General features: G+C 57.5%; 24 protein-coding genes. 2 read left to right on the top strand and 22 right to left on the bottom strand.

Annotated features, from left to right (window positions below):
• Positions 1-30: 30 nt before the first annotated feature.
• The gene (locus ACSBQS_RS20280) at positions 31-1,368 is read right to left on the bottom strand and encodes an NCS2 family permease (protein ID WP_033652325.1); all 1,338 of its coding nucleotides are present in this window, start codon (positions 1,366-1,368) and stop codon (positions 31-33) included.
• A 234-nt stretch (positions 1,369-1,602) separates the two neighbouring features.
• On the opposite strand from ACSBQS_RS20280, the gene ACSBQS_RS20275 reads away from it, so the two are divergent.
• Both ACSBQS_RS20275 and yieH read left to right on the top strand, forming a co-directional pair.
• Positions 1,603-2,007 (top strand): NUDIX hydrolase, encoded by a 405-nt coding sequence (locus ACSBQS_RS20275; RefSeq protein WP_033645151.1) that lies wholly within the window; start codon positions 1,603-1,605, stop codon positions 2,005-2,007.
• 46 nt (positions 2,008-2,053) lie between these two features.
• Entirely contained in the window at positions 2,054-2,722 is a 669-nt protein-coding gene (gene yieH / locus ACSBQS_RS20270; protein WP_004933845.1) for a 6-phosphogluconate phosphatase, read from the top strand.
• On the opposite strand, the gene ACSBQS_RS20265 is transcribed toward yieH, so the two are convergent.
• The 21 genes from ACSBQS_RS20265 to mnmG all read right to left on the bottom strand — a co-directional run bounded on the left by ACSBQS_RS20265 (position 2,719) and on the right by mnmG (position 23,968).
• Positions 2,719-3,459, bottom strand: coding sequence for an amino acid ABC transporter permease (locus ACSBQS_RS20265; RefSeq protein ID WP_047026001.1), 741 nt, complete (start codon positions 3,457-3,459; stop codon positions 2,719-2,721). The genes yieH and ACSBQS_RS20265 overlap by 4 nt on opposite strands.
• A gap of 1 nt (position 3,460) precedes the next feature.
• The gene (locus ACSBQS_RS20260; RefSeq protein WP_033645154.1) at positions 3,461-4,174 is read right to left on the bottom strand and encodes an amino acid ABC transporter permease; all 714 of its coding nucleotides are present in this window, start codon (positions 4,172-4,174) and stop codon (positions 3,461-3,463) included.
• An 81-nt stretch (positions 4,175-4,255) separates the two neighbouring features.
• The gene (locus tag ACSBQS_RS20255) at positions 4,256-5,095 is read right to left on the bottom strand and encodes an ABC transporter substrate-binding protein (protein WP_025304747.1); all 840 of its coding nucleotides are present in this window, start codon (positions 5,093-5,095) and stop codon (positions 4,256-4,258) included.
• A gap of 168 nt (positions 5,096-5,263) precedes the next feature.
• Positions 5,264-5,998, bottom strand: a complete 735-nt coding sequence (gene phoU, locus ACSBQS_RS20250; protein ID WP_197666716.1) for a phosphate signaling complex protein PhoU — start codon at positions 5,996-5,998, stop codon at positions 5,264-5,266.
• Positions 5,999-6,009: 11 nt separating this feature from the next.
• A complete protein-coding gene (gene pstB / locus ACSBQS_RS20245; RefSeq protein ID WP_016929614.1) occupies positions 6,010-6,780 on the bottom strand; it encodes a phosphate ABC transporter ATP-binding protein PstB in 771 nt (256 codons plus the stop codon).
• A 54-nt stretch (positions 6,781-6,834) separates the two neighbouring features.
• Complete coding sequence (gene pstA / locus ACSBQS_RS20240; RefSeq protein WP_019455481.1) at positions 6,835-7,725, bottom strand: phosphate ABC transporter permease PstA; 891 nt, start codon at positions 7,723-7,725, stop codon at positions 6,835-6,837.
• A 1-nt stretch (position 7,726) separates the two neighbouring features.
• On the bottom strand, positions 7,727-8,683 hold the full coding sequence (pstC, locus tag ACSBQS_RS20235; protein WP_004933822.1) for a phosphate ABC transporter permease PstC: 957 nt from the start codon (positions 8,681-8,683) through the stop codon (positions 7,727-7,729).
• Between the two features lie 91 nt (positions 8,684-8,774).
• The gene (gene pstS / locus ACSBQS_RS20230; protein ID WP_033645155.1) at positions 8,775-9,815 is read right to left on the bottom strand and encodes a phosphate ABC transporter substrate-binding protein PstS; all 1,041 of its coding nucleotides are present in this window, start codon (positions 9,813-9,815) and stop codon (positions 8,775-8,777) included.
• Positions 9,816-10,151: 336 nt separating this feature from the next.
• On the bottom strand, positions 10,152-11,981 hold the full coding sequence (gene glmS, locus ACSBQS_RS20225) for a glutamine--fructose-6-phosphate transaminase (isomerizing) (RefSeq protein ID WP_060660119.1): 1,830 nt from the start codon (positions 11,979-11,981) through the stop codon (positions 10,152-10,154).
• Between the two features lie 152 nt (positions 11,982-12,133).
• Positions 12,134-13,507: a bifunctional UDP-N-acetylglucosamine diphosphorylase/glucosamine-1-phosphate N-acetyltransferase GlmU gene (glmU, locus tag ACSBQS_RS20220; RefSeq protein WP_046687989.1), complete on the bottom strand. Its 1,374-nt coding sequence runs from the start codon at positions 13,505-13,507 to the stop codon at positions 12,134-12,136.
• A gap of 290 nt (positions 13,508-13,797) precedes the next feature.
• Positions 13,798-14,217 carry a F0F1 ATP synthase subunit epsilon gene (locus ACSBQS_RS20215; protein WP_004933814.1) on the bottom strand — a complete coding sequence of 140 codons (420 nt, stop codon included), beginning with the start codon at positions 14,215-14,217 and terminating at the stop codon, positions 13,798-13,800.
• A 20-nt stretch (positions 14,218-14,237) separates the two neighbouring features.
• Entirely contained in the window at positions 14,238-15,620 is a 1,383-nt protein-coding gene (gene atpD, locus ACSBQS_RS20210; protein ID WP_004933813.1) for a F0F1 ATP synthase subunit beta, read from the bottom strand.
• Positions 15,621-15,652: 32 nt separating this feature from the next.
• Entirely contained in the window at positions 15,653-16,516 is an 864-nt protein-coding gene (gene atpG / locus ACSBQS_RS20205) for a F0F1 ATP synthase subunit gamma (RefSeq protein WP_004933811.1), read from the bottom strand.
• Positions 16,517-16,575: 59 nt separating this feature from the next.
• A complete protein-coding gene (gene atpA, locus ACSBQS_RS20200) occupies positions 16,576-18,117 on the bottom strand; it encodes a F0F1 ATP synthase subunit alpha (protein ID WP_033652328.1) in 1,542 nt (513 codons plus the stop codon).
• A gap of 12 nt (positions 18,118-18,129) precedes the next feature.
• Positions 18,130-18,663 carry a F0F1 ATP synthase subunit delta gene (gene atpH / locus ACSBQS_RS20195; protein ID WP_025160298.1) on the bottom strand — a complete coding sequence of 178 codons (534 nt, stop codon included), beginning with the start codon at positions 18,661-18,663 and terminating at the stop codon, positions 18,130-18,132.
• 14 nt (positions 18,664-18,677) lie between these two features.
• Complete coding sequence (gene atpF / locus ACSBQS_RS20190; protein WP_004933804.1) at positions 18,678-19,148, bottom strand: F0F1 ATP synthase subunit B; 471 nt, start codon at positions 19,146-19,148, stop codon at positions 18,678-18,680.
• A gap of 57 nt (positions 19,149-19,205) precedes the next feature.
• Positions 19,206-19,445: a F0F1 ATP synthase subunit C gene (gene atpE / locus ACSBQS_RS20185; RefSeq protein ID WP_004093904.1), complete on the bottom strand. Its 240-nt coding sequence runs from the start codon at positions 19,443-19,445 to the stop codon at positions 19,206-19,208.
• 49 nt (positions 19,446-19,494) lie between these two features.
• Entirely contained in the window at positions 19,495-20,274 is a 780-nt protein-coding gene (atpB, locus tag ACSBQS_RS20180) for a F0F1 ATP synthase subunit A (RefSeq protein ID WP_015376132.1), read from the bottom strand.
• A 22-nt stretch (positions 20,275-20,296) separates the two neighbouring features.
• Entirely contained in the window at positions 20,297-20,680 is a 384-nt protein-coding gene (gene atpI, locus ACSBQS_RS20175; RefSeq protein WP_004933796.1) for a F0F1 ATP synthase subunit I, read from the bottom strand.
• Positions 20,681-21,319: 639 nt separating this feature from the next.
• Positions 21,320-21,940 (bottom strand): 16S rRNA (guanine(527)-N(7))-methyltransferase RsmG, encoded by a 621-nt coding sequence (gene rsmG, locus ACSBQS_RS20170; protein WP_025304738.1) that lies wholly within the window; start codon positions 21,938-21,940, stop codon positions 21,320-21,322.
• A gap of 138 nt (positions 21,941-22,078) precedes the next feature.
• On the bottom strand, positions 22,079-23,968 hold the full coding sequence (gene mnmG, locus ACSBQS_RS20165; protein WP_033645158.1) for a tRNA uridine-5-carboxymethylaminomethyl(34) synthesis enzyme MnmG: 1,890 nt from the start codon (positions 23,966-23,968) through the stop codon (positions 22,079-22,081).
• Between the last annotated feature and the right edge of the window lie 113 nt (positions 23,969-24,081).

The raw sequence follows: 24,081 nt of genomic DNA, 5'->3' as shown, positions 1-24,081 counted from the left end.
CAGGGCCGACGGACGTCGGCCCTTTGGCTGTCAATGGCCGTCGACGAAAACGATCTTCAGCACGAACAGCAGCGCCACGACCACCACGCACGGGCTGATTTCACGCCAGCGGCCGGTACCGAGCTTCATCACGCAGTAGGAGATAAAGCCGAGCGCAATGCCTTCCGTGATCGAGAAGCTGAACGGCATCATCACCGCGGTGACAAACGCCGGTACCGCTTCGGTCAGATCGTCCCATTTAACCCGCGCCAGGCTGGAGGTCATCAGCACGCCGACGTAGATCAGCGCGCCGGCAGCGGCATACGCCGGCACCATACCCGCCAGCGGCGACAGGAAGATCACCAGCAGGAACAGCAGGCCGGTGACCACCGCCGTCAAACCGGTGCGGCCGCCCACGGCGACGCCGGATGAGCTTTCGATGTAAGCGGTTACGGAAGAAGTGCCCGCCAGCGAGCCGGCCACCGAGCTGATGCTGTCAACGTACAGCGCCTGCTTCATGCGCGGGAACTTGCCCTGATTGTCGGTCAAACCGGCTTTATCGGTGACGCCGATCAGGGTGCCGGAGGAGTCGAACAGGTTCACCAGCATAAACGAGAAGATGACCCCGGCCAGCCCGATGTTCAGCGCGCCGGCCACGTCGACCTGGCCCACTACCGAGGTGATGCTCGGCGGCAAGGAGAACAGGCCGCCGTATTTCACGTCGCCCAGCATCCAGCCGATCAGGGTAGTGACCACGATCGATACCAGCACCGCCGCGTGGAAGTTGCGCGAAGAGAGCACGGCGATGATGAAGAAGCCAAGCGCCCCCAGCAGCACATTGTGCGAGGTCAGGCTGCCAATGGTCACCAGCGTGTCCGGGTTGGCCACCACGATGCCGGCGTTTTTCAGCCCCATCATGCCGATGAACAGACCGATGCCGCTGGTGATGCCGACCCGCAGGCTGACCGGAATGTTGGCGATCATCCAGTAGCGAATGCGGAAAATGGTCAGCAGCAGCAGGCCGACCGCGCCCCAGAAGATGGCGCCCATGCCCACCTGCCAGGAGATGCCCATCGCGCCGACCACCACGAAGGCGAAGAAGGCGTTCAGGCCCATCGCCGGCGCCAACGCCACCGGCAGGTTCGCCAGCAGGCCCATAAGGATGCTGCCGAAGGCGGCGATCAAACAGGTGGTGACAAATACCGCCTGGGTATCCATGCCCGCCGCGCCCAAAATTTGCGGGTTAACGAACACGATATACACCATGGTGAGGAAGGTGGTGATACCGGCAATCGTTTCCGTACGCGCCGTCGTGCCATGTTGCTTGAGTTTAAACACGCGCCCAAGCAAGCCTTGCTCAGCGTCAAGGCCAGATACTGGTTTGGTCATTATCAGAATTCCGAAAATGGGAATGGACAGTCGCCGGCTATCCTATAACAAAAAATGGGGCTTTTGACGCCGGTCACAGGTTTTTTTCGCCGTCTTTACGGCTAAACGCGTCAACGGCTTGTATTTACAGGCATTCATTCTCCATCACAGCCCGCCGCGTTGCCGTTTGCCGACACGGCCGATAAAATGGCCTATCGCATCTCTTACCCTACCCGCTAAAAAACAGGAACCCGCATGTCTTCGACCTTTATCGATAAGCTCGCGTTGATCGCGCTGAAAGATGACAAAGTGGCGCTGGTGCGCTCGCACAACAAGACGCTGTTTTATGTACCGGGCGGAAAGCGCGAAGCGGGTGAAACCGATGAGCAGGCGCTGTGCCGCGAAATCGACGAAGAGCTGACCGTTGCGCTGCAGCCGCAATCCATCGCGTTTTACGGCGAGTTCACCGGCCCGGCGGACGGCAAGCAGGACGGCACTCAGGTGCGCATTCGTTGCTACCAGGCCGACTTTACCGGGCAGTTGCAGCCGGCCGCCGAAATCGCCGAGCTGAAGTGGTGCGACAGCCGCGATCTGCCGCAGTGTTCACACGTCGCCGCGCTGATTTTGCACGATCTCAAGGCGCGTAGCCTGATCAAGTGATCGCTGAGCGGCCTCAGCGGCGTTAACCCGAAGGAACCTGTCCCGCATGAATCAGATTGACTGCATTTTGTTCGACTGCGACGGCACGCTGGTGGACAGCGAAGTGCTGTGCAGCAAAGCCTATGTCCATATGTTCGCCCGCTACGGCATTCATCTGTCGCTGGAAGAGGTATTCAAGAAATACAAAGGGGTGAAGCTGTACGAGATCATCGATCGGGTCAACGCCGAGCAGGGCACTGACCTGGCAAAAGAGACGCTGGAGCCGCTGTATCGGCAGGAAGTGGCGCGGCTGTTCGACAGCGAACTGCAACAGATTGCCGGCGCCCGCGAGCTGCTGGCGCAGGTGACGGTGCCAGTCTGCACCGTCTCCAACGGGCCGGTCAGCAAGATGCAGCACTCGCTCGGCCTGACCGGCATGCTGCCTTATTTTGATGACCGGTTGTTCAGCGGCTATGACATTCAGCGCTGGAAGCCGGATCCGGCGATCGTGTTTCACGCCGCCGAACAGATGCAGGTGCCGGTGACGCGCTGCATCCTGGTGGACGATTCGCCCGCCGGCGCGCAGGCCGGCATCAATGCCGGCATCCCGGTCTTTTACTTCTGCGCCGATCCGCATAACCCGCCGATCGACCACCCGCTGGTGACAACGTTTGACGACCTGGCTCAATTGCCCGCGCTGTGGCGCGAACGCGGTTGGCGGCTGACGGCCGATTAACTGGCCGGCAACGGCGGCTTGTTGCGCCACCAGCGCCAGGAGCGCTTCAGGCCGCGGGTTTGCGCGCCGAAATGGCGGTTGACCGCGTTGGCCAGCAGATCGAGCGCCAGGCAGAACACGAAATAGACCAGCGCCACGAACAGGAAGACTTCCATCGGGTAGACCATGCTGCGGTTGTTGACCTGGGTCGCCAGGAAGGTCAGTTCGCCAACGCCGACGATATAAGCCAACGAGGTGTCTTTGATCAGAGAAATCCACTGATTGATGAACGACGGCACCATCATGCGCAGCGCCTGCGGCAGCACGATCATGCGCAGCGTCTGCCAGCGGGTCAGCCCCAGAGAAAGCCCGGCCTGCCACTGGCCGGGGCCGATCGCGGCGATGCCGGCTTTCACCGCATGGGCCAGATAGGCCGAGGCGATCAGCGCCAGCGCGCACACGACGGTGGTGATTTCCGGGATCTCGACGCCAAACACCATCGGCAACAGGAAATAGGTCCAGAAGATCAGCATGATGACCGGAATGGCGCGGAAAAAGCCCAACACCGCCGCCAGCAGCCCGGCGGCGATGCCGCGCGACATCGCCAGCGCCACGCCGAGCAGGGTGCCGAGCACCGCCGAGGCGACCCCGGCCATCAGACTGATCGCCAACGTCAGCGCCGCGCCGCCCAGCGGCCCATCCGGCCAAGTGCCCCACAGCAGGTAGCCCAGGTTGTCGTGAATCACGCTGAAATCCATCTCAATGCCCTCCCAGCGGTTTACGCTGTTGTCGCCACATGCCCCAGCCTTCCAGCAGCGCGATGATGGCGATATACAGCACCGTCGCCACGCCGAACGCCTGGAAAGTGCGCAGGGTTTCGGTTTCGACCTGACGCGAGGCGTAAGAGAGTTCGGCCACGCCGATCGCCATGGTCAACGACGAGTTCTTGATCACGTTCATGTATTGGCCCAGCAGCGGCGGCAGCGCGATTTTCAGCGCCTGCGGCAACACCACATAGCGCATCGCCTGCCAGCCGGTCAGCCCCAGCGCCTGAGCGGCATATTTCTGCCCGCCGGCGACGCCGCGAATACCGGAGCGGATCTCTTCGGCGATAAAGGCGGTGGAGTACAGCGTCAGGCCGAAGAAACCGGCGAGAAACTCGAACGACGGCCACTCAAGCGGGCCAACCTGATGGGCGCTGTTCAGCCACTGCATGGCGGCGGACGGCAGGATCTGCCCGGCGGCGAAGTACCAGAAGAACAGCTGCACCAGCAGCGGCGTATTGCGAAACAGCGAACTGTACCCCATCGCCAGCCAGCGCAACGGCCGCAGGCTGCTGTCGCGCATCGCCGCCAGCACAAAGCCCAGCAGCGTAGCCGCCAGCCCCGCACAGGCGGAAAGCCACAGCGTCAGCAGAAAACCGTGCCACAGCCAGCTCAGGTATTGCGGCGCCAGCAGCCAGTCCAGGTTCATGTTCAATCCTTGTCTTGCAGAATGCATCAGGGGCGCAGCAAGCTGCGCCCCTCCGTGCCTATCTCACCGCAAGCGGTTAAGTCAGGCTTTTGGTTGCTGATCCAAAGGCGCGATTTTGAAATCGCCGCGCGGCTGGGCGGATTTGGTTTCCGGCCCGAACCAGCGATCGTAAATCTTAACCGCTTCGCCGTCTTTTTCCAGCTTGATCAGCGTCTCGTTCACCGCGGCGGTCAGGCGATCTTCACCCTTGGGAATGCCCACGCCCTGATACTCTTTGGTCAGGCTGAACGGCGAAATTTCAAACTCCGCCTTTTGCGCCGCCGGCAGGTTGCCGAGCAGGCCGACCAGCTTGGCGTCGTCCTGAGTGATCGCCTGCACGTTGCCGTTACGCAGCGCCACGAACGCCAGCGGGGTATCATCGTAGGAGATCACTTTCGCCGTCGGGAAACGCTCGCGCAGGGTGATTTCCTGCACCGTGCCCTTATCCGCGCCGATGCGCAGCTTCTTGATGTCTTCCGGCGTTTTCAACACGCCTTTGCGGGCGATGAATTTCTGGCCAGTGGCGAAGTACGGCACGCTGAAGTTCACTTCCTTGGCGCGCTCGTCGGTAATGGTGAAGTTGGCGGCAATCAGGTCAACCTTCTTCGACACCAGCAGCGGAATGCGGTTGGCCGGGTTGGTGGCGCGCAGCTCCACTTTCACCCCCAGCGCTTTGCCGATCGCGTCGGCGACATCCACATCGTAGCCCACCAGCTTCTTGCTCTGCGGATCGATGTAGCCGAACGGCGGGTTGCTGTCGAACACCGCGATGCGCACCACGCCGGCTTGCTTGATATCGTCAAGTTTGTCCGCGTGCGCGGCGCCGGCGGCGAAACCGGTCAGACTGGCTAACAACGTTAAGGCCAAAGCGCGATGTTTCATAGAAAGCTCCTAAGTGGTTGATGTCCTGCTGGCGGATAAGCTAGCAAGCGCCACATAGGTCAGGAAATAATATAAAAAGCTATATTTATAACCTTTTTATCTTTACGAGCTTAAGATGGAATAAAGGCGCGGGAAACCGCGCCTTGGAAGGATATTACCCGGAAAGGGTTAGTCGTCTTTTTCGTGTTTACCGCCCGGAGACAGCAGCTTTTCCAGGGCGTCGCCGCCCAAATGACGGAAATCCTGTCCTTTGACGAAATAGAAGATAAATTCGCAGATGTTCTGGCAGCGATCGCCGATACGCTCGATAGAACGGGCGCAGAACAGCGCGGTCAGCACGCTCGGAATGGTGCGCGAATCTTCCATCATGTAGGTCATCAGCTGACGTACGATGCCTTCGTATTCCTGGTCGACCTTTTTATCTTCACGGTAAATACGGATCGCTTCGTCCAGATCCATGCGCGCGAACGCGTCCAGCACGTCGTGCAGCATCTGCACGGTGTGGCGCCCCAGCGACTCCAGGCTGACCAGCAGCGGCTGGTGCTGGTGCGAGAACTTCTCCAGCGCGGTGCGGCAGATCTTGTCCGCCACGTCGCCGATGCGTTCCAGCTCGGAAATGGTTTTGATGATCGCCATCACCAGACGCAGATCGCTGGCGGTCGGCTGGCGCTTGGCGATAATGCGCACGCAGGCTTCGTCGATCGCCACTTCCATCATGTTGACCTTGGCGTCGCCTTCGATCACGCGCTTGGCCAGCTCGCCATCCTGATTGTGCATCGCGGTGATGGCGTCGGTCAGCTGCTGCTCCACCAGCCCGCCCATGGTCAGCACCTGGGTGCGGATATGCTCGAGCTCTGCGTTGAACTGGCCGGAAATGTGTTTGTTTAAATTCAGGTTATCCATGATGCTTCCTATCAACCATAACGGCCAGTGATGTAGTCTTCAGTCTGCTTTTTCTGCGGCGCAGTGAACAGGTTATCAGTATCACTGAACTCGATCAGCTCGCCCAGATACATAAATGCGGTAGAGTCGGAACAGCGCGCCGCCTGCTGCATGTTGTGCGTCACGATCACCACGGTGTAATCAGCCTTCAGCTCGCTGATCAGCTCTTCAATCTTGCCGGTGGAGATCGGATCCAGCGCCGAGCAAGGCTCATCCAGCAACAGCACTTCCGGACGAATAGCGATGCCGCGGGCGATGCACAGACGCTGCTGCTGGCCGCCGGAGAGGCTGTAGCCGCTCTGGTGCAGCTTGTCCTTGGTTTCGTTCCACAGCGCCGCTTTGGTCAGCGCCCACTGCACGCGCTCGTCCATATCGGCGCGCGACAGCTTTTCAAACAGGCGAACGCCGAAGGCGATGTTGTCGTAAATCGACATCGGGAACGGCGTCGGCTTTTGGAACACCATGCCGACCTTGGCGCGCAGCAGCGCGATATCCGAGTTGTCGGTCAGGATGTTCTGGCCGTCCAGCAGGATGCCGCCTTCCGCACGCTGTTCCGGGTACAGCTGGTACATCTTGTTGAAGGTGCGCAGCAGGGTGGACTTGCCACAGCCGGATGGGCCGATAAACGCGGTGACCTTGTTCTTGGCGATATCCAGCGTGATGTTCTTCAGCGCATGGAATTTGCCGTAGTAGAAGTTCAGATCGCGTACCTGAATTTTGCTGCTGGAAGCGTCAGTAACCATACTCATCAAGACTTCTCTCTTTTCATCAGCGCCGCCAAAGCGGCGCTCAAAATTTTATGAATGCTTTTTCTTGGCGAAAATCACGCGCGCCAGGATATTCAGTAACAGTACGCACAGGGTGATTAACAGCACCCCGGCCCAGGCCAGCTGTTGCCATTCGGCGAACGGGCTCATGGCGAATTTGAAGATGGTCACCGGCAGGTTGGCGATCGGCTGCATCAGGTCGGTGCTCCAGAACTGGTTCGACAGCGAGGTGAACAGCAGCGGCGCCGTTTCCCCCGCAATGCGCGCAATCGCCAGCAGCACGCCGGTGATGATGCCGGACACCGACGCCTTCAGCGTGATGGCGGAAATCATGCGCCATTTCGGCGTGCCCAGCGCATAAGCGGCCTCGCGCAGCGTATCCGGCACCAGCTTCAGCATGTTCTCGGTGGTGCGAATGACGATCGGCACCTGCAGCAGCGCCAGCGCCACGATGCCGGCCCAACCGGAGAAGTGTTCCATCTTCGCCACCACAATGGTGTAAACGAACAGGCCCACCACGATCGACGGTGCGGACAACAGAATATCGTTGATAAAGCGGATCACTTCCGCCAACCAGGATTTACGTCCGTATTCCGCCAGGTAAATACCGGCCATGATGCCCAGCGGCGTGCCGAAGATGGTCGCCCACAGGATCAACAGCCCGCTGCCGGCGATGGCGTTGGCCAAGCCGCCGCCCGCGGTGTTCGGCGGCGGGGTCATCTCGGTGAACAGCGCCAGCGACATGCCGTCGAAGCCTTTGGTCACGGTGGCGATAAGGATCCAGATCAGCCAGAACAGCCCGAACGCCATGGTCGCCATCGACAGGAACAGCGCGAGGCGGTTTTTCTGTCGGCGCCAGGCCTGCATTTTGCGGCGGCTTTCCGCCAGAACGACTGCGTTTTGCATATCCATCGTCGCCATGTTAACGCCCCTCATTCTTGGCCAGACGCATGATCATCAGTTTCGACAGCGCCAGCACGATAAAGGTGATAACAAACAGAATCAGGCCCAGCTCCATCAGTGCGGCGGTGTGCACGCCGGACTCGGCTTCGGCGAATTCGTTGGCCAGCGCCGAGGTGATGCTGTTGCCCGGCATGTACAGCGAAGCGCTGTCGAGCTGGTAGGTGTTGCCGATGATAAAGGTTACCGCCATGGTCTCCCCCAGCGCTCGGCCCAGGCCCAGCATCACGCCGCCGATGACGCCGTTTTTGGTGAACGGCAGCACGATGCGCCAGATGACTTCCCAGGTGGTGCAGCCGATGCCGTAGGCCGACTCTTTCATCATCACCGGCGTCTGTTCGAACACGTCGCGCATCACCGCGGCGATGTAAGGAATGATCATGATAGCCAGGATCACCCCGGCGGCCAGAATGCCGATGCCGAAGGCCGGGCCGGAGAACAGCTCGCCGACGATAGGAATGCCCGACAGCACTTCGCCCACCGGCGTCTGGAAATATTCGGCGAACAGTGGGGCGAACACGAACAGGCCCCACATGCCATAGACGATGCTCGGGATGGCCGCCAGCAGCTCAATGGCGATGCCCAGCGGCCGCTTCAACCAGTTCGGCGCCAGTTCGGTCAGGAACAGCGCGATGCCGAAACTCACCGGCACGGCGATAATCAGCGCGATGAGCGAGGTGACCACGGTGCCGTAGATAGGCACCAGCGCGCCGAACTGCTCCGCCGGCGCATCCCACTCTTTGGTCCACAGGAAGGCGAAGCCGAATTTCTGCATGCTTGGCCAGGAGGCGAAGATCAGCGAAACGATGATGCCGCCCAGCAACAATAGGGTAATCAGCGCAGCCAGTCTCACCAGCGCGCTGAAAATGATGTCACCGTTTTTGCCCGGTGCTTTGATGGTCGGCTTGTACTCAGCCATAGATTACTCTCTGTTTGAACCCTGGCAGCCCCAACCGGGATCGGAGCCTGAAGAACTGTGTGGGGCGCGGCGAACCCGCGCCCCTGCGTTGTTAGTACAGCGCTTTACCTGAACTGTCTTTTACGTTGGTTTTCCAGGCCGCACGCACCTGCTCAACCACTTCTTTCGGCAGGGTGGCGTAATCCAGTTCGTTAGCCTGCTTGCCGCCGGTTTTGTAGGCCCAGTCGAAGAACTTCAGCACTTCGGCGCCCTGAGCAGGGTTTTTCTGCTCTTTATGCACCAGGATGAAGGTGGTGGAGGTGATTGGCCACACGTTGTCGCCTTTCTGGTCAGTCAGATCCTGAGCGAAGGTTTTGCTCCAATCCGCACCCTTGGCGGCGTTGCTGAAGCTCTCTTCGGTCGGGCTGACCGGTTTGCCGTCGGCGGACACCAGCTTGGTGTAAGCCAGGTTGTTCTGCTTGGCGTAAGCGTATTCTACGTAGCCGATAGAGCCAGGCAGACGCTGAACGAAGGCGGCGATGCCGTCGTTGCCTTTGCCGCCCAGACCGGTCGGCCAGTTAACGGTAGAACCGGCGCCGATCTTCTCTTTCCACTGCGCGTTCACCTTGGACAGGTAGCTGGTAAACACGAACGAGGTGCCGGAACCGTCGGCGCGGCGCACCACGGCGATGTTCTGGTCAGGCAGTTTCACGCCTGGGTTCAGCTTGGTGATAGCCGGATCGTTCCACTTTTTGACGTTGCCCAGGTAGATATCGCCCAGGGTTTTACCGTCCAGCGTCAGTTCGCCGGATTTGATGCCCGGGATATTCACAGCCAGCACCACGCCGCCGATCACGGTCGGGAACTGGAACAGGCCATCGGCCGCCAGTTTGTCGTCAGACAGCGGGGCGTCGGAAGCGCCAAAGTCAACGGTGTTGGCCACGATTTGCTTCACGCCGCCAGAGGAGCCGATGCCCTGATAGTTAACTTTGTTGCCGGTTTCTTTCTGATAAGAATCTGCCCACTTGGCGTAAACCGGAGCGGGGAATGTCGCACCTGCACCGGTCAGGCTGGCAGCAGCGAACGCGGACACGGCGGTCAGGGAGAAGGTCGCTGCCACAATACTGGCGACGGTGGTACGCATCAGTTTCATAATCCCTCCTAATGGGATACTTAAAATCGACGTCGAGTCGTTTTAATCAGAGTAAGTATTGCTGCAGGAGGGAAAATAGGACAGTTTGGTGACAGAAAAATGTACGCAATATGACAGTTATATTACAGTGCGTTTGAATGGGGTCTGTTTATTTAAAAATCAATCAATTAAATCAAAAATAGCGCAATTGCCAAACAACAAAAAAACCGTTTGGGCACGGCCTATCCGCTTGAATATGACAATGTTTATCGCCGAATCGGTCGCGCTGTCATCTTTAAGGTCGCTCATGAAAAAAGCCGGCGCGAAGGCCGGCTTTTGCAGTTTACCTGCGGCAAATTACTCTACGGTGACAGACTTCGCCAGGTTGCGCGGTTGGTCAACGTCGGTGCCCTTGATCAGCGCCACGTGGTAAGACAGCAGCTGCAACGGCACGGTGTAGAAGATCGGCGCCACGATTTCCTCAACGTGCGGCAGAGGAATGATGGTCATGCCTTCGCTGCTGACGAAGCCGGCGTCCTGATCGGCGAACACGTACAGCTGACCGCCGCGCGCGCGCACTTCTTCAATGTTGGACTTCAGCTTTTCCAGCAGTTCGTTGTTCGGCGCCACCACGATCACCGGCATATCGGCGTCGATCAGCGCCAACGGGCCGTGTTTCAACTCACCCGCCGCATAAGCTTCAGCGTGAATATAGGAGATCTCTTTCAGCTTCAGCGCCCCTTCCATGGCGATCGGGTACTGATCGCCGCGGCCGAGGAACAGCGCATGATGTTTGTCGGAGAAACCTTCCGCCAGCGCTTCGATCTCTTTATCCATCGACAGCATCTGCTCAATACGCGCCGGCAGCGCCTGCAGGCCGTGCACAATCTCCTGCTCCACGCTTTCCGCCATGCCTTTCAGACGGCCCAGGCGCGCCACCAACATCAACAACACGGTGAGCTGCGTGGTAAAGGCTTTGGTCGAAGCAACGCCGATTTCCGTGCCCGCTTTGGTCATCAACGCCAAATCGGATTCGCGCACCAGCGACGAACCCGCAACGTTACAAACGGCCAGCGAACCGAGATAACCCAGCTCTTTGGACAGACGCAGCGCCGCTAACGTGTCGGCGGTTTCGCCGGACTGCGACAGGGTGATGATCAGGCTGCCCGGACGCACCGCCGATTTGCGGTAACGGAATTCGGACGCGATCTCGACATCGCACGGCACGCCGGCCAGCGCTTCAAACCAGTAACGCGCCACCATCCCGGAGTGGTAAGAAGTCCCACAGGCGATGATCTGCACGTGCTGCACCTTGGCCAGCAGCTCGTCGGCGTGCGGGCCCAGCTCGCTCAGGTTGATTTGGCCATGGCTGAAACGCCCTTCCAGGGTGTTTTTCAGCGCCAGCGGCTGTTCGTAAATCTCTTTTTGCATGTAGTGGCGGTAAGCGCCCTTGTCGCCGGCGTCATACTGCACCTGGGACTCGATCTCAGGGCGCTCGATGGCGTTGCCCTGCTTGTCGAAGATGTTGACGGTGCGGCGAGTCACCTCCACCACATCGCCTTCTTCCAGGAAGATGAAGCGGCGGGTGACCGGCAGCAACGCCAGCTGATCGGAAGCGATGAAGTTTTCCCCGACGCCGCGGCCGATAACCAGCGGGCTGCCGGAGCGCGCCGCGACCAATACGCTCGGATCGCGGCTGTCCATCACCACGGTGCCGTAAGCGCCGCGCAGCTGTGGGATCACGCGCTGAACCACGTCGAGCAGCGTACCGCCCTGCAGCTGTTCCCAGTGCACCAGATGCGCGATCACTTCGGTGTCGGTTTCGGAGCTGAAGCGGTAACCGCGTTCGATCAGCAGTTCGCGCAGCGGCTCGTGGTTTTCGATGATGCCGTTATGCACCACGGTAATGTAGTCGGAAACATGCGGGTGCGCGTTCGCCTCGGTCGGTTCACCGTGCGTTGCCCAACGGGTGTGAGCGATGCCGGTGCCGCCGTGCAGATCGGTCTGCTCCGCCGCTTCGGCCAGTTTTTGCACCTTGCCTACGCGACGCAGGCGACTGACGTTGCCTTGATCGTCGACCACCGCCAGACCGGCGGAGTCGTAACCGCGGTACTCAAGACGACGTAAACCTTCCAGCAGAATTTCTGCGATATCACGTTGCGCTACTGCGCCTACAATTCCACACATTCGGTTATATTCCTAATGAACGCCTTTTATGGGCGTTTTCGATGCCTTGACCTGATTTTTGCCGGTTTTACCGTGCGTCCCCCGAGCCTGTAGATGGTGGGGGTTATTATGTTTTGTATTGGGCTCGTGAATGGAGCCCAACGCAAAACACACTATGACTTCTTCTTCACCGGGCGCTGCCAGCCCTGAATGTGCACCTGCTTGACGCGGCTCAGCACCAGTTCGTTTTCGGCGATATCTCGCGTCACCGTGGTGCCGGCGGCAATGGTGGCCCCTTTGCCGACCGACACCGGCGCCACCAGCTGAGTATCGGAACCGACGAACACGCCATCGCCGATCAGCGTCTTGTGCTTGTTGGCGCCATCGTAATTGCAGGTGATGGTGCCGGCGCCGATATTCACGTCATCTCCAATGTCGGCATCGCCCAGGTAGCTGAGGTGACCGGCCTTGGAGCCTTTGCCCAAACGCGCCTTTTTCATTTCCACGAAGTTACCGACGTGGGCTCCTGTTGCCAGCTCCGCGCCAGGGCGCAGGCGGGCGAACGGCCCCACGGAGCAGGCGGCTTCCAGCACGCTGTCTTCCAGGACGCTGTAAGGGCTGATCTCGCAGTCATCACCGATCACGCAGTTTTTCAGCACGCAGCCGGCGCCGATTTTCACCCGGTCGCCCAGCTTGACGTGACCTTCGATAATCACATTCGCATCAATAGTGATGTCGCGGCCGTGAACAAGTTCACCGCGCAGGTCGAAACGCGCCGGATCCAACAGCATTACGCCGGCCAGCAGCAGTTTTTCAGACTGTTCCGACTGGAACACGCGCTCCAGGGTCGCCAGCTGCTGTCGGTTGTTCACGCCTTCCACTTCGCTCAAACGCGATGGGTGCACGGCTTCGATTTTCTTGCCGTCGGCATGCGCCAACGCAATGATATCGGTGATGTAAAACTCGCCCTGAGCGTTGTCGTTGTTCAACATCCCCAGCCAGCGCTTCAGATCGCGCCCATTCGCCACCAGGATGCCGGTATTGATCTCATTGATCTGACGCTGCGCTTCGCTGGCGTCCTTGTGTTCGACGATGCCCACCACGTCACCCTGCTCGCGCACGATGCGGCCATAGCCACTCGGATCGTCCAGCTTGACCGTCAGCAGTCCGATGCCGCCCTGCGGCTTGGCCGCCAACAGGCGCGTGAGCGTATCGACGGAGATCAACGGCACGTCGCCATACAGCATCAACACGTCTTCATCGTCGGCAAAATGCGGCGCCGCCTGCTGCATCGCATGGCCAGTGCCCAGTTGCTCGGCCTGCAGCACCCAGTTCAGCGCGCCTTCGGTCAACGTGCTTTTCAGCAGATCGCCGCCATGGCCGTATACCAGGTGTACATGTTGCGCGCCCAGTTTCATCGCGGCATCAATGACGTGTTGCACCATAGGCTTGCCGGCCAACGGATGCAACACTTTGGGAAGATCGGAATACATGCGCGTACCCTTGCCTGCGGCGAGGATAACCACGCTCATTGCGCTGTTCGACATAAGCAACCTGATAACTCCATTTTGATAGACGAAAGTAAAACCGTTTAGCGACGATATTACTACATATTTCTCATCACGAAACCTTCGCAGACCACGCAGCGCTTGGCCTGCCACCATCATGTCCAATTAGGCTTCAGGACGAAAAAACTGTCGGTGATTGGCGACGGCTCCACCCTGGATATCAGGGTTAAATACCACTTTCGGTGCTAGGCTGAAATCCTTATTTTAAAGTAAAAAAAAAGCGACCCTATAGGCCGCTTTCTTAAAGTTGGGTGCTCTGCACCCAAACATTACATCGCTTTTCTGGTGAGCTCGATAACGCGCAGTTTTGCGATCGCTTTCGCCAGTTCAGCGGATGCCTGAGCATAGTCGACATCGCCATGAGAGCTGCGAATGTGTTCTTCAGCTTTACGCTTAGCTTCCAACGCTCTCGCTTCGTCGAGGTCAGTACCACGGATAGCAGTGTCCGCCAGCACGGTAACCACGCTCGGCTGCACCTCGAGGATGCCGCCGGACAGGTAGATGAACTCTTCTTCACCGTGCTGCTTAACAATACGCACCATGCCAGGCTTGATGGCAGTCAGCAGCGGCGCATGGCCAGGGAAGATCCCCAGTTCACCTTCGCTGCCTGTCACCTGGATCTTCTGCACCAGGCCGGAAAACATCTGTTTTTCCGCGCTGACTACATCCAGATGGTAAGTCATAGCCATATCACCCTCCTCTCAAGGCGTTACAGTTTCTTGGCTTTTTCCACTGCTTCTTCAATGGTGCCAACCATGTAGAACGCCTGCTCCGGCAGGTGGTCATAGTCGCCGTCCATAATGCCTTTGAAACCACGGATGGTGTCTTTCAGCGATACGAACTTGCCCGGAGAACCGGTGAAGACTTCTGCCACGAAGAACGGCTGAGACAGGAAGCGTTGGATCTTACGCGCACGGGATACGACCAGTTTGTCTTCTTCAGACAGCTCGTCCATACCCAGGATCGCGATGATATCTTTCAGTTCCTGGTAGCGTTGCAGAATGGACTGCACGCCACGCGCTACGTCGTAGTGTTCCTGGCCAACAACCAGCGGATCCAGCTGACGGCTGGTAGAATCCAGCGGGTCAACGGCCGGGTAGATACCCAGAGAAGCGATGTTACGGCTCAGTACCACGGTTGCGTCCAAGTGCGCAAAGGTGGTGGCTGGAGACGGGTCAGTCAAGTCATCCGCAGGAACGTAAACGGCCTGTACGGAAGTGATGGAACCGGTCTTGGTCGAGGTGATACGTTCTTGCAGAACGCCCATCTCTTCCGCCAGCGTTGGCTGATAACCTACCGCGGATGGCATACGGCCCAGAAGTGCGGACACTTCGGTACCGGCCAGGGTGTAACGGTAGATGTTGTCAACGAACAGCAGAACGTCACGGCCTTCGTCACGGAATTTCTCCGCCATGGTCAGACCGGTCAGCGCAACGCGCAGACGGTTACCTGGTGGCTCGTTCATCTGGCCGTAAACCAGGGATACTTTGTCCAGAACGTTGGAGTCGGTCATTTCGTGGTAGAAGTCGTTACCCTCACGAGTACGCTCGCCCACGCCCGCAAACACGGAATAACCGGAGTGCTCGATCGCGATGTTACGGATCAGCTCCATCATGTTTACGGTTTTACCTACGCCCGCACCGCCGAACAGACCGACTTTACCGCCCTTGGCGAATGGACAAATCAGGTCCATTACCTTGATACCGGTTTCCAACAGTTCCTGGGAGCTGGACAGCTCTTCGTAGCTTGGCGCCGCGCGGTGAATCGCCCAACGCTCTTCTTCGCCGATGTCGCCTTTCATGTCGATGGGTTGACCCAATACGTTCATGATACGGCCCAGGGTAGCTTTACCCACCGGCACTTCAATCGGGTGGTCCAGGTTGTTCACTTTCAGACCGCGACGCAGACCGTCGGAGGTCCCCATTGCGATACAGCGAACCACGCCACCGCCCAGCTGTTGCTGAACTTCCAACACCAGTTTTTCGGTGCCGTTTTCTACCTCAAGGGCGTCGTACACTTTTGGTACGGCATCCTGAGGGAACTCGACGTCCACCACGGCGCCGATTACCTGGATAATCTTTCCAGTAGCCATCTTGAATCCTCTACGTAATTCGTAAACCTAGCTTAAACCGCGGAGGCTCCCGAAACGATCTCGGTGAGTTCCTGAGTGATGCTGGCCTGACGCGCCTTGTTGTATACCAACTGCAGCTCTTTGATCAGGCTACCGCCGTTATCGGTTGCGGCTTTCATCGCGACCATTCGTGCGGCCTGCTCGCTGGCCAGGTTTTCCACGACGCCCTGATAAACCTGCGACTCCACATAGCGGCGCAGCAAGGTATCAAGCAGCACTTTTGGATCCGGTTCATACAGGTAATCCCAAGGCGTTTTCTTCAGCTCTTCGTCATCGGCTGGCGGTAACGGCAGCAGCTGAAGCACCTGCGGCTCTTGGGACATCGTATTAACAAATTTGTTGCTGACAATGTACAGCTTGTCCAAACGACCTTCGTCGTAAGCCTGCAGCATCACTTTCACCGGCCCGATCAGATCCGACAGGGAAGGTTTATCTCCCATGCCGGTCACCTGGGCAACCACGTTGCCACCCACGGAACCAAAGAAAGAGGCCGCTTTAGAGCCAATCAGCGCCAAATCGGTTTCGACGCCTTTTTCGGACCAGGCTTTCATCTCTGCCAGCAGCTTTTTGAACAGGTTGATGTTCAAGCCGCCGCAGAGACCACGGTCAGTAGACACCACCAGATACCCAACGCGCTTAACGTCACGCTCATCCAGGTACGGGTGCTTGTACTCCAGATTCCCTAACGCAAGGTGACCAATCACTTTGCGCATGGTCTCTGCATAAGGACGGCTGGCCGCCATGCGATCCTGCGATTTACGCATTTTGGAGGCGGCGACCATTTCCATCGCTTTAGTGATCTTTTGCGTGTTTTGCACGCTAGCGATCTTACTACGTATCTCTTTTGCGCCGGCCATCTCTGCTTCTCCTCAGTGCCAGACGGCCTGCTGTCTTTCAACAGCAGGACCGTTCGGCGTTACCAGGACTGGGTTTTCTTGAAGGTCTCGAGGACGTCTTTCAACTTGCCCTCGATCTCATCATTGAAGTTGCCAGTTTGGTTGATGTGGTTCAGCAGTTCGGCGTGCTCGCGGTCCGCATAGGCCACCAGCGCGGCTTCGAAGCTCACCACTTTGGCGACTTCGACGTCGTTCAGGTAACCGCGTTCTGCGGCAAACAGCACCAGAGACTGTTGTGCAACCGACATCGGCGCATACTGTTTCTGTTTCAGCAGCTCGGTCACTTTCTGACCGTGGCTCAGCTGTTTGCGGGTCGCGTCGTCCAGATCGGAGGCGAACTGGGAGAACGCAGCCAGTTCACGATACTGCGCCAGCGCGGTACGGATACCACCGGACAGTTTCTTCATGATCTTGGTCTGCGCGGCGCCACCAACACGGGATACGGAGATACCCGGGTTAACTGCCGGACGAATACCGGAGTTGAACAGGTTGGATTCCAGGAAGATCTGACCATCGGTAATCGAGATTACGTTGGTCGGAACGAACGCGGAAACGTCACCCGCCTGGGTTTCAATGATCGGCAGAGCGGTCAGTGAACCGGTTTTACCTTTAACTTCACCTTTGGTGAAGGCTTCAACGTACTCGGCGTTAACGCGCGCTGCACGCTCCAGCAAGCGGGAGTGCAGATAGAATACGTCGCCTGGGTAAGCTTCACGACCTGGCGGACGACGAAGCAGCAGGGAAATCTGGCGGTAAGCAACGGCCTGTTTGGACAGGTCATCGTACACGATCAGCGCATCTTCACCGCGGTCACGGAAGTATTCGCCCATTGCGCAACCGGCGTATGGCGCCAGGTATTGCAGTGCAGCGGATTCGGAAGCGGTCGCCACCACCACGATGGTGTTGGCCAGTGCGCCGTGCTCTTCCAGTTTGCGCACCACGTTAGCGATGGTGGACGCTTTCTGGCCGATAGCCACGTAAACGCATTTGATGCCGGAGTCGCGTTGGTTGATGATCGCATCGATCGCCAGCGCGGTTTTACCGGTCTGACGGTCACCGATCACCAGCTCACGCTGGCCGCGGCCGATTGGAATCATGGCGTCAACGGATTTGTAGCCAGTCTGAACCGGCTGATCAACGGACTGACGCTCGATAACGCCTGGGGCGATAGCTTCTACCGGAGAGAAACCGTCGTTTTCAATCGGGCCTTTGCCATCGATTGGCGCGCCCAGGGTGTTAACGACGCGGCCCAGCAGACCACGACCGACTGGAACTTCCAGGATACGGCCGGTGCATTTAACCTTCATGCCTTCGGCCAGATCCGCGTACGGACCCATGACCACGGCACCAACGGAGTCGCGCTCCAGGTTCAATGCGATTGCGTAACGGTTGCCAGGCAGCGCGATCATTTCGCCCTGCATAACTTCGGCCAGGCCGTGTACGCGGATGATCCCGTCGCTGACGGAAACGATAGTACCTTCATTGTGAGCTTCGCTCACTACATTGAACTGAGCAATGCGCTGCTTGATCAGTTCGCTGATTTCGGTGGAATTCAGTTGCATGCTCCAGTCCCCTTAAGACTGCAAGACGTCTGTCAGGCGTTCAAGACGACCGCGAACGCTGCCATCAATCACCATATCGCCGGCGCGAACAACGATGCCGGCCAGTACAGACTTGTCAATTTTGCAATTCAGCTTAACTTTGCGTGACAGACGTTTTTCCATCGCAGCGGCGATTTTCGCCTGCTGTTCGTCGCTCAGCGCGCTCGCAGAGAGCACTTCGACTTCGACGGTGGATTCCAGCGAGGCGCGCAGTTCGATGAACTGCTGCAGCACGGCAGGAAGAACCAGTAAACGTCCATTTTCGGCCATTACACGGATAAAGTTCTGGCCATGTTCGTCGAGCCGATCGCCACAAACCGCGATGAACGTCTTGGACAGCGTTTCTGGCGCAACCGCGCCAGACAGCAGTTCAGAAATCTGTTCATTGCGAGTGACTTCAGCCGCAAACGCCAGCATGTCCTGCCAGCGCTCTACGCTTTGGTGCTCAACGGCAAAGTCAAAAGCTGCTTTGGCGTAGGGGCGAGCTACAGTTACAAATTCAGACATCAGCCCCTCCCTCCTTACAGTTCAGCGACCAGTTTATCAACGATGTCGCTGTTAGCAGCTTCATCCACGGAACGTTCGATGATCTTCTCGGCGCCGGCAATTGCCAGCATCGCGACTTGCTTACGCAACTCTTCACGAGCGCGCTTACGTTCGGCTTCGATCTCAGCCTGAGCCTGCGCCACGATTTTGTTACGTTCCTGCTCGGCTTCGGCTTTCGCTTCATCCATGATCTGAGCTTTGCGTTTGTTCGCTTGCTCGATGATCACCTGAGCTTCTGCTTTGGCAGTTTTCAGCTGGTCGGTCGCATTGGCTTGCGCTAAGTCCAGATCTTTTTTGGCACGCTCTGCAGAAGCGAGGCCGTCAGCGATTTCTTTCTGACGTTTCTCGATGGCAGCCATGATCGGCGGCCATACGTACTTCATGCAGAACCAGACAAACAGAACGAACGCGATGGCCTGGCCGAGGATTGTTGCGTTAAGATTCACAGCACAATGCCTCTTTAAAAGTTAATAGTTTGGTTACGTCGTAGAGGGTTGCTCTACTTACGCGACGGCGAACATCACGTACAGACCCAGACCTACAGCGATCATCGGGATGGCGTCGACCAGACCCATAACGATAAAGAACTGTGTACGCAGCAGAGGAATCAGGTCAGGCTGACGAGCAGCGCCTTCCAAGAATTTACCACCCAGGATGCCGATACCGATCGCAGCACCGATTGCCGCTAAACCCATCATCACAGCGGCAGCCATGTACAGCAGATCCATACTCAGGTTTTCCATGACAGTCTCCAGTTTGTTTCAGTTTAAAAGTGCAAGTGTTTTAAGAAAATCAGTGCTCTTCAGATGCCATCGACAGATAGACGATCGTCAGAACCATGAAAATAAAGGCTTGAAGCGTAATGATCAGGATGTGGAAGATAGCCCAAGGCAAGCTCAGGACCCACTGTGACCACCACGGCAACAGGCCGGCAATCAGGATGAAGATCAACTCACCCGCATACATGTTGCCGAACAGTCGCAGACCCAGTGAAACAGGTTTGGACAGCAGGCTGACACCTTCAAGAATCAGGTTGATAGGAATGAATACAGGGTGGTTGAACGGCTGCATGGTCAACTCTTTAACGAACCCGCCAACGCCTTTCATTTTGATGCTATAGAACAGAATCAGGATAAACACGCCCAGCGCCATCGACAGCGTGACGTTCACATCGGCGGTAGGCACTACGCGCAGCGCAGGCAGGCCGAGGATGTGTTCGCCAACGTAAGGCAGGAAGTCGATGGGCAGCAAGTCCATCAGGTTCATCAGGAACACCCAGACGAACACGGTCAGCGCCAGCGGCGCAATCACCTTGCTCTTGCCGTGGTACATGTCGCGCACGCTGCTGTCGACGAAACCGACTACCAGCTCCACGGCGGTTTGCAGTTTACCCGGCACGCCGCTGGTGGCGTTTTTGGCCACTTTGCGGAAGATCACCAGGAAAAGCGCCCCGAGGACGACGGAGAAAAACATCGAGTCGATGTTGATCGACCAGAACCCAGTCCCGACCTGAAGCTGCGTCAGGTGGTGACCGATATACTCCTGTGGAGTCAAGACTTCTCCTGCAGACATGATGCCTCTTACCCTTATTTAGTTAAGTTCGGTAACTGTTAATCACGGCCGGTGCCACTATCTGCACCACTAACACCGCTAAATAGGTCAGGCCAAGCGGTATAAACTCCGCCTTGAACACCCCCAGCGCCACGATCAGCAAAACGATGGTGATCACGACCTTTAGCCCCTCGCCGATGGCGAACGACCAGGCAACCCTACCGGGCGCCGGCGTTTGCGCCTGATGGCGCAAGGCAAACAGCATAAACATTGCACTCGGCAACCAGGCGGCGAGACCGCCTGCCAACGCCGAAGCGCTCCATTCCGGGCTTTTCAGCCAGAAAGCAACGCTGATCAGAACAAAAGTCATTAACTGCAAAAACAGCAGTTTGCGTGCGACTTTCCCGCTGTATAGGGACACAGACATGACGTTTGTTCTCTCCGTACCCCAGAGGGGGTATGCTGAGTGACGTATACAACTGTTTTTGCTGTCCTGAGTCAAGCAGCAAAAAACGAGCAAATTATACGGGGCATACCAACGAATTCAATCGATAAGTAGCGAAAAGGTGAACAATTATTTAAATTCCCCTATTCCAGCCTATTTTCACAAGAAAACGGTCGGAATAATAGGGCGCATTTAATTGTCTGATTATTCCAGCGTTGCGTTTAGAAACGCGAAGCCGATCACAATAATGCCCTTCACTGATTTATAGCCGATGGACAATCAAACCGTCTTTAGCATTTTGAGCGATCAAAAGATTATATAAATCAAAACATTATCAGTTAACTGTTCAAAAACAATCCGTATACCCGATGAAAACCTTTTATTGACAAGCAACGGGGCAATATTCCAACAGCCAATTAACATTAGCAGCAAAGGCCAATCTTTCGCACATGATTGCTAACGTGACTATTTCTAATTGCAATTACTCTATTGTCGCTAATTAGCCGCGTTTTTTGTGTTAATAGAAAGTAAATTAACTAAAAAAAGCGACCAATTAATTAGCCTGCTTACCTTTACACGCCGTACTACCGTTAATTCACGCTTGTTTGATCAAAAACAAACTCAGTTTGCCTTAAGCACCACCAGATGGCGTTCGCCTTCCAGTTCAGGCACCTGCAACCGCACGATAGACTCCAGGCTAACGCCCTCCGGCAGGTGCGCCAATTCTTCATCCGGGCGCACGCCTTTCAATGCGTAAAAACGCCCCTGCCCTTTCGCCGGCAGGTGATGGCACCAGGACAGCATATCCTGCAGCGAAGCGAACGCCCGGCTGATCACGCCGTCGAACGGCGGCTCGGCCGGAAACGCTTCAACGCGGCTCTGAACCGGCTCGATATTGTTCAGGCCCAGTTCATGCTGCACCTGGCGCAGGAAACGCACGCGCTTGCCCAGGCTGTCGAGCAGCGTGAAATGCGCATCCGGACGCACGATCGCCAGCGGAATGCCCGGTAAACCGGGGCCGGTGCCGACATCGATAAAACGCGATCCCTGCAGATGCGGGTTGACCACGATGCTGTCGAGGATGTGGCGCACCAGCATTTGCTGCGGATCGCGCACCGACGTGAGGTTATAAGCCTTGTTCCACTTATCCAGCATGCCGACATAGCCCAGCAGCTGCTGTTTCTGCTGATCGGGCAGCTCAATGCCTGCTGCCGCGAGCAGCGAGTCTAATTTTTTTTGCACAACGGATCCTCTGGCAGGCGCTGAACGACCAGCGGATGGTTAGCTGGCGCAATGAGGCGCCTATGATAATTCAGCGCGCAGGTGATGTCAGCGGCCGTTTGGCTACGGGTTGAGCAAACGGCCGCCTGGATGCGGGATTTATGCGCTGCGGCGCAGCAGCCCCTGCTTTTTCAGCCAAATCAGCAAAATCGAGATCGCCGCCGGCGTAATGCCGGAGATGCGTGAAGCCTGGCCGATGGAGTTCGGTTTGTGATCGTTCAGTTTGGCGATCACTTCGTTCGACAACCCCGAAACCTGACGGTAGTCGAGATCCAACGGCAACACGGTGTTCTCGTTGCGCTGCTGTTTTTCGATCTCTTCCTGCTGGCGAGCGATGTAGCCTTCGTATTTGACCTGGATCTCAACCTGCTCGGCGGCTTGTACATCGTCCAACGGCGGCGCGAAGGCCTCGGTAGCGGTCAATTGCGCGTAGTCCATTTCCGGACGGCGCAGCAGCTCTTCGCCGTTTGCTTCGCGTGACAGCGGCGCTTTCAGCAACGCATTGACCTGTTCGACGTTCTCGGCGTGCGGGTGCATCCAGATGTCGCGCAGGCGCTGACGCTCACGTTCGATCCGCTCCAGCTTCTCGCTGTAGCGCGCCCAACGCACGTCGTCCACCAGGCCGAGTTCACGGCCTTTTTCCGTCAGGCGGAGATCGGCGTTGTCTTCGCGCAGCATCAGACGATACTCGGCGCGTGAGGTAAACATGCGGTACGGTTCTTTGGTGCCGAGGGTGCTGAGGTCGTCCACCAGCACGCCGAGATAAGCCTGATCGCGACGTGGCGCCCAGCCTTCTTGTTCGGCAGCGAAGCGACCGGCGTTCAGACCGGCCAGCAGCCCCTGTGCGGCGGCTTCTTCATACCCGGTGGTGCCGTTGATCTGGCCGGCAAAGAACAGCCCCTGAATGAATTTGCTTTCCAGCGTCGGTTTCAGGTCGCGCGGATCGAAGAAATCGTACTCGATAGCATAACCAGGGCGAATAATACGCGCGTTTTGCATCCCTTCCATCGAACGGACGATCTGCATCTGCACGTCGAACGGCAGGCTGGTGGAGATCCCGTTAGGGTAAATCTCATTGCTGGTCAGCCCTTCCGGCTCGAGGAAGATCTGGTGCGCGTTGCGATCGGCAAAACGCATGACCTTGTCTTCGATCGACGGGCAGTAACGTGGGCCGATCCCTTCGATGATCCCGGCATACATCGGGCTGCGATCGAGGTTATTGCGGATCACGTCATGGGTTTTTTCATTGGTATGGGTGATATAGCACGCCATTTGTTCCGGATGCTGGCTGGCATCGCCCAGGAACGAGAATACCGGCACCGGCGTATCGCCGTGTTGCGGCGCCAGTACGCTGAAATCGATAGTGCGGGCGTCGATGCGTGGCGGTGTCCCGGTTTTCAAGCGGTTGACGCGCAGCGGCAGTTCACGCAAACGCTGAGACAGCGAGATCGAAGGCGGATCCCCGGCGCGGCCGCCGCTGTAATTTTCCAGGCCGATATGGATCTTGCCGTCCAGGAAGGTGCCTACGGTCAATACCACCGCTTTGGCGCGGAATTTCAGGCCCATTTGGGTGACAGCGCCCACGACGCGATCGTTTTCGACGATCAGATCCTCAACCGGCTGTTGGAAGATCATCAGATTGGGCTGGTTCTCCAACGCGGTACGGATAGCCTGGCGATACAACACGCGATCCGCCTGAGCGCGTGTGGCGCGAACGGCTGGGCCTTTGCTGGCGTTTAGTATCCTAAACTGGATGCCGGCATGGTCGATCGCTGTCGCCATCAGGCCGCCGAGCGCATCAATTTCCTTAACCAGATGCCCTTTACCAATACCGCCAATCGCCGGGTTACAGGACATCTGTCCCAGCGTGTCGATATTGTGTGTCAATAATAAAGTCTGACGTCCCATGCGCGCCGCGGCCATGGCGGCCTCGGTACCTGCATGGCCACCACCGATGATGATGACGTCAAATTGATCTGGATAAAACATGGAACTGCACCTCGCCGTATTGCGAACGATCGTATTTGCCCTGGGGTCGGGGATTCTACTCAAGTTTAGACGATCGACCAAGTGGTCAGGATCGTCGGTAATTAAAAGAAGAT

This window comes from Serratia sp. H402Y (genome assembly GCF_051172415.1).
GTDB classification, from domain to species: Bacteria; Pseudomonadota; Gammaproteobacteria; order Enterobacterales; family Enterobacteriaceae; genus Serratia; species Serratia ureilytica.
Note: the sequence above shows the minus strand (reverse complement) of the source record. Positions and strands in the feature narration are given on the sequence as shown.

Excerpts from the sequence above, each read along its gene's own strand:
- atpB (WP_015376132.1), bottom strand. The coding sequence starts at position 20,274 with ATGTCTGCAGGAGAAGTCTTGACTCCACAGGAGTATATCGGTCACCAC.
- pstA (WP_019455481.1), bottom strand. The coding sequence starts at position 7,725 with ATGGCGACGATGGATATGCAAAACGCAGTCGTTCTGGCGGAAAGCCGC.
- glmU (WP_046687989.1), bottom strand. The coding sequence starts at position 13,507 with ATGTCGAACAGCGCAATGAGCGTGGTTATCCTCGCCGCAGGCAAGGGT.
- mnmG (WP_033645158.1), bottom strand. The coding sequence starts at position 23,968 with ATGTTTTATCCAGATCAATTTGACGTCATCATCATCGGTGGTGGCCAT.
- atpG (WP_004933811.1), bottom strand. The coding sequence starts at position 16,516 with ATGGCCGGCGCAAAAGAGATACGTAGTAAGATCGCTAGCGTGCAAAAC.
- atpD (WP_004933813.1), bottom strand. The coding sequence starts at position 15,620 with ATGGCTACTGGAAAGATTATCCAGGTAATCGGCGCCGTGGTGGACGTC.
- atpE (WP_004093904.1), bottom strand. The coding sequence starts at position 19,445 with ATGGAAAACCTGAGTATGGATCTGCTGTACATGGCTGCCGCTGTGATG.
- pstS (WP_033645155.1), bottom strand. The coding sequence starts at position 9,815 with ATGAAACTGATGCGTACCACCGTCGCCAGTATTGTGGCAGCGACCTTC.
- atpA (WP_033652328.1), bottom strand. The coding sequence starts at position 18,117 with ATGCAACTGAATTCCACCGAAATCAGCGAACTGATCAAGCAGCGCATT.
- ACSBQS_RS20275 (WP_033645151.1), top strand. The coding sequence starts at position 1,603 with ATGTCTTCGACCTTTATCGATAAGCTCGCGTTGATCGCGCTGAAAGAT.
- ACSBQS_RS20265 (WP_047026001.1), bottom strand. The coding sequence starts at position 3,459 with ATGGATTTCAGCGTGATTCACGACAACCTGGGCTACCTGCTGTGGGGC.
- yieH (WP_004933845.1), top strand. The coding sequence starts at position 2,054 with ATGAATCAGATTGACTGCATTTTGTTCGACTGCGACGGCACGCTGGTG.
- pstC (WP_004933822.1), bottom strand. The coding sequence starts at position 8,683 with ATGGCTGAGTACAAGCCGACCATCAAAGCACCGGGCAAAAACGGTGAC.
- ACSBQS_RS20280 (WP_033652325.1), bottom strand. The coding sequence starts at position 1,368 with ATGACCAAACCAGTATCTGGCCTTGACGCTGAGCAAGGCTTGCTTGGG.
- ACSBQS_RS20255 (WP_025304747.1), bottom strand. The coding sequence starts at position 5,095 with ATGAAACATCGCGCTTTGGCCTTAACGTTGTTAGCCAGTCTGACCGGT.
- phoU (WP_197666716.1), bottom strand. The coding sequence starts at position 5,998 with ATGGATAACCTGAATTTAAACAAACACATTTCCGGCCAGTTCAACGCA.
- atpI (WP_004933796.1), bottom strand. The coding sequence starts at position 20,680 with ATGTCTGTGTCCCTATACAGCGGGAAAGTCGCACGCAAACTGCTGTTT.
- ACSBQS_RS20260 (WP_033645154.1), bottom strand. The coding sequence starts at position 4,174 with ATGAACCTGGACTGGCTGCTGGCGCCGCAATACCTGAGCTGGCTGTGG.
- ACSBQS_RS20215 (WP_004933814.1), bottom strand. The coding sequence starts at position 14,217 with ATGGCTATGACTTACCATCTGGATGTAGTCAGCGCGGAAAAACAGATG.
- glmS (WP_060660119.1), bottom strand. The coding sequence starts at position 11,981 with ATGTGTGGAATTGTAGGCGCAGTAGCGCAACGTGATATCGCAGAAATT.
- atpH (WP_025160298.1), bottom strand. The coding sequence starts at position 18,663 with ATGTCTGAATTTGTAACTGTAGCTCGCCCCTACGCCAAAGCAGCTTTT.
- pstB (WP_016929614.1), bottom strand. The coding sequence starts at position 6,780 with ATGGTTACTGACGCTTCCAGCAGCAAAATTCAGGTACGCGATCTGAAC.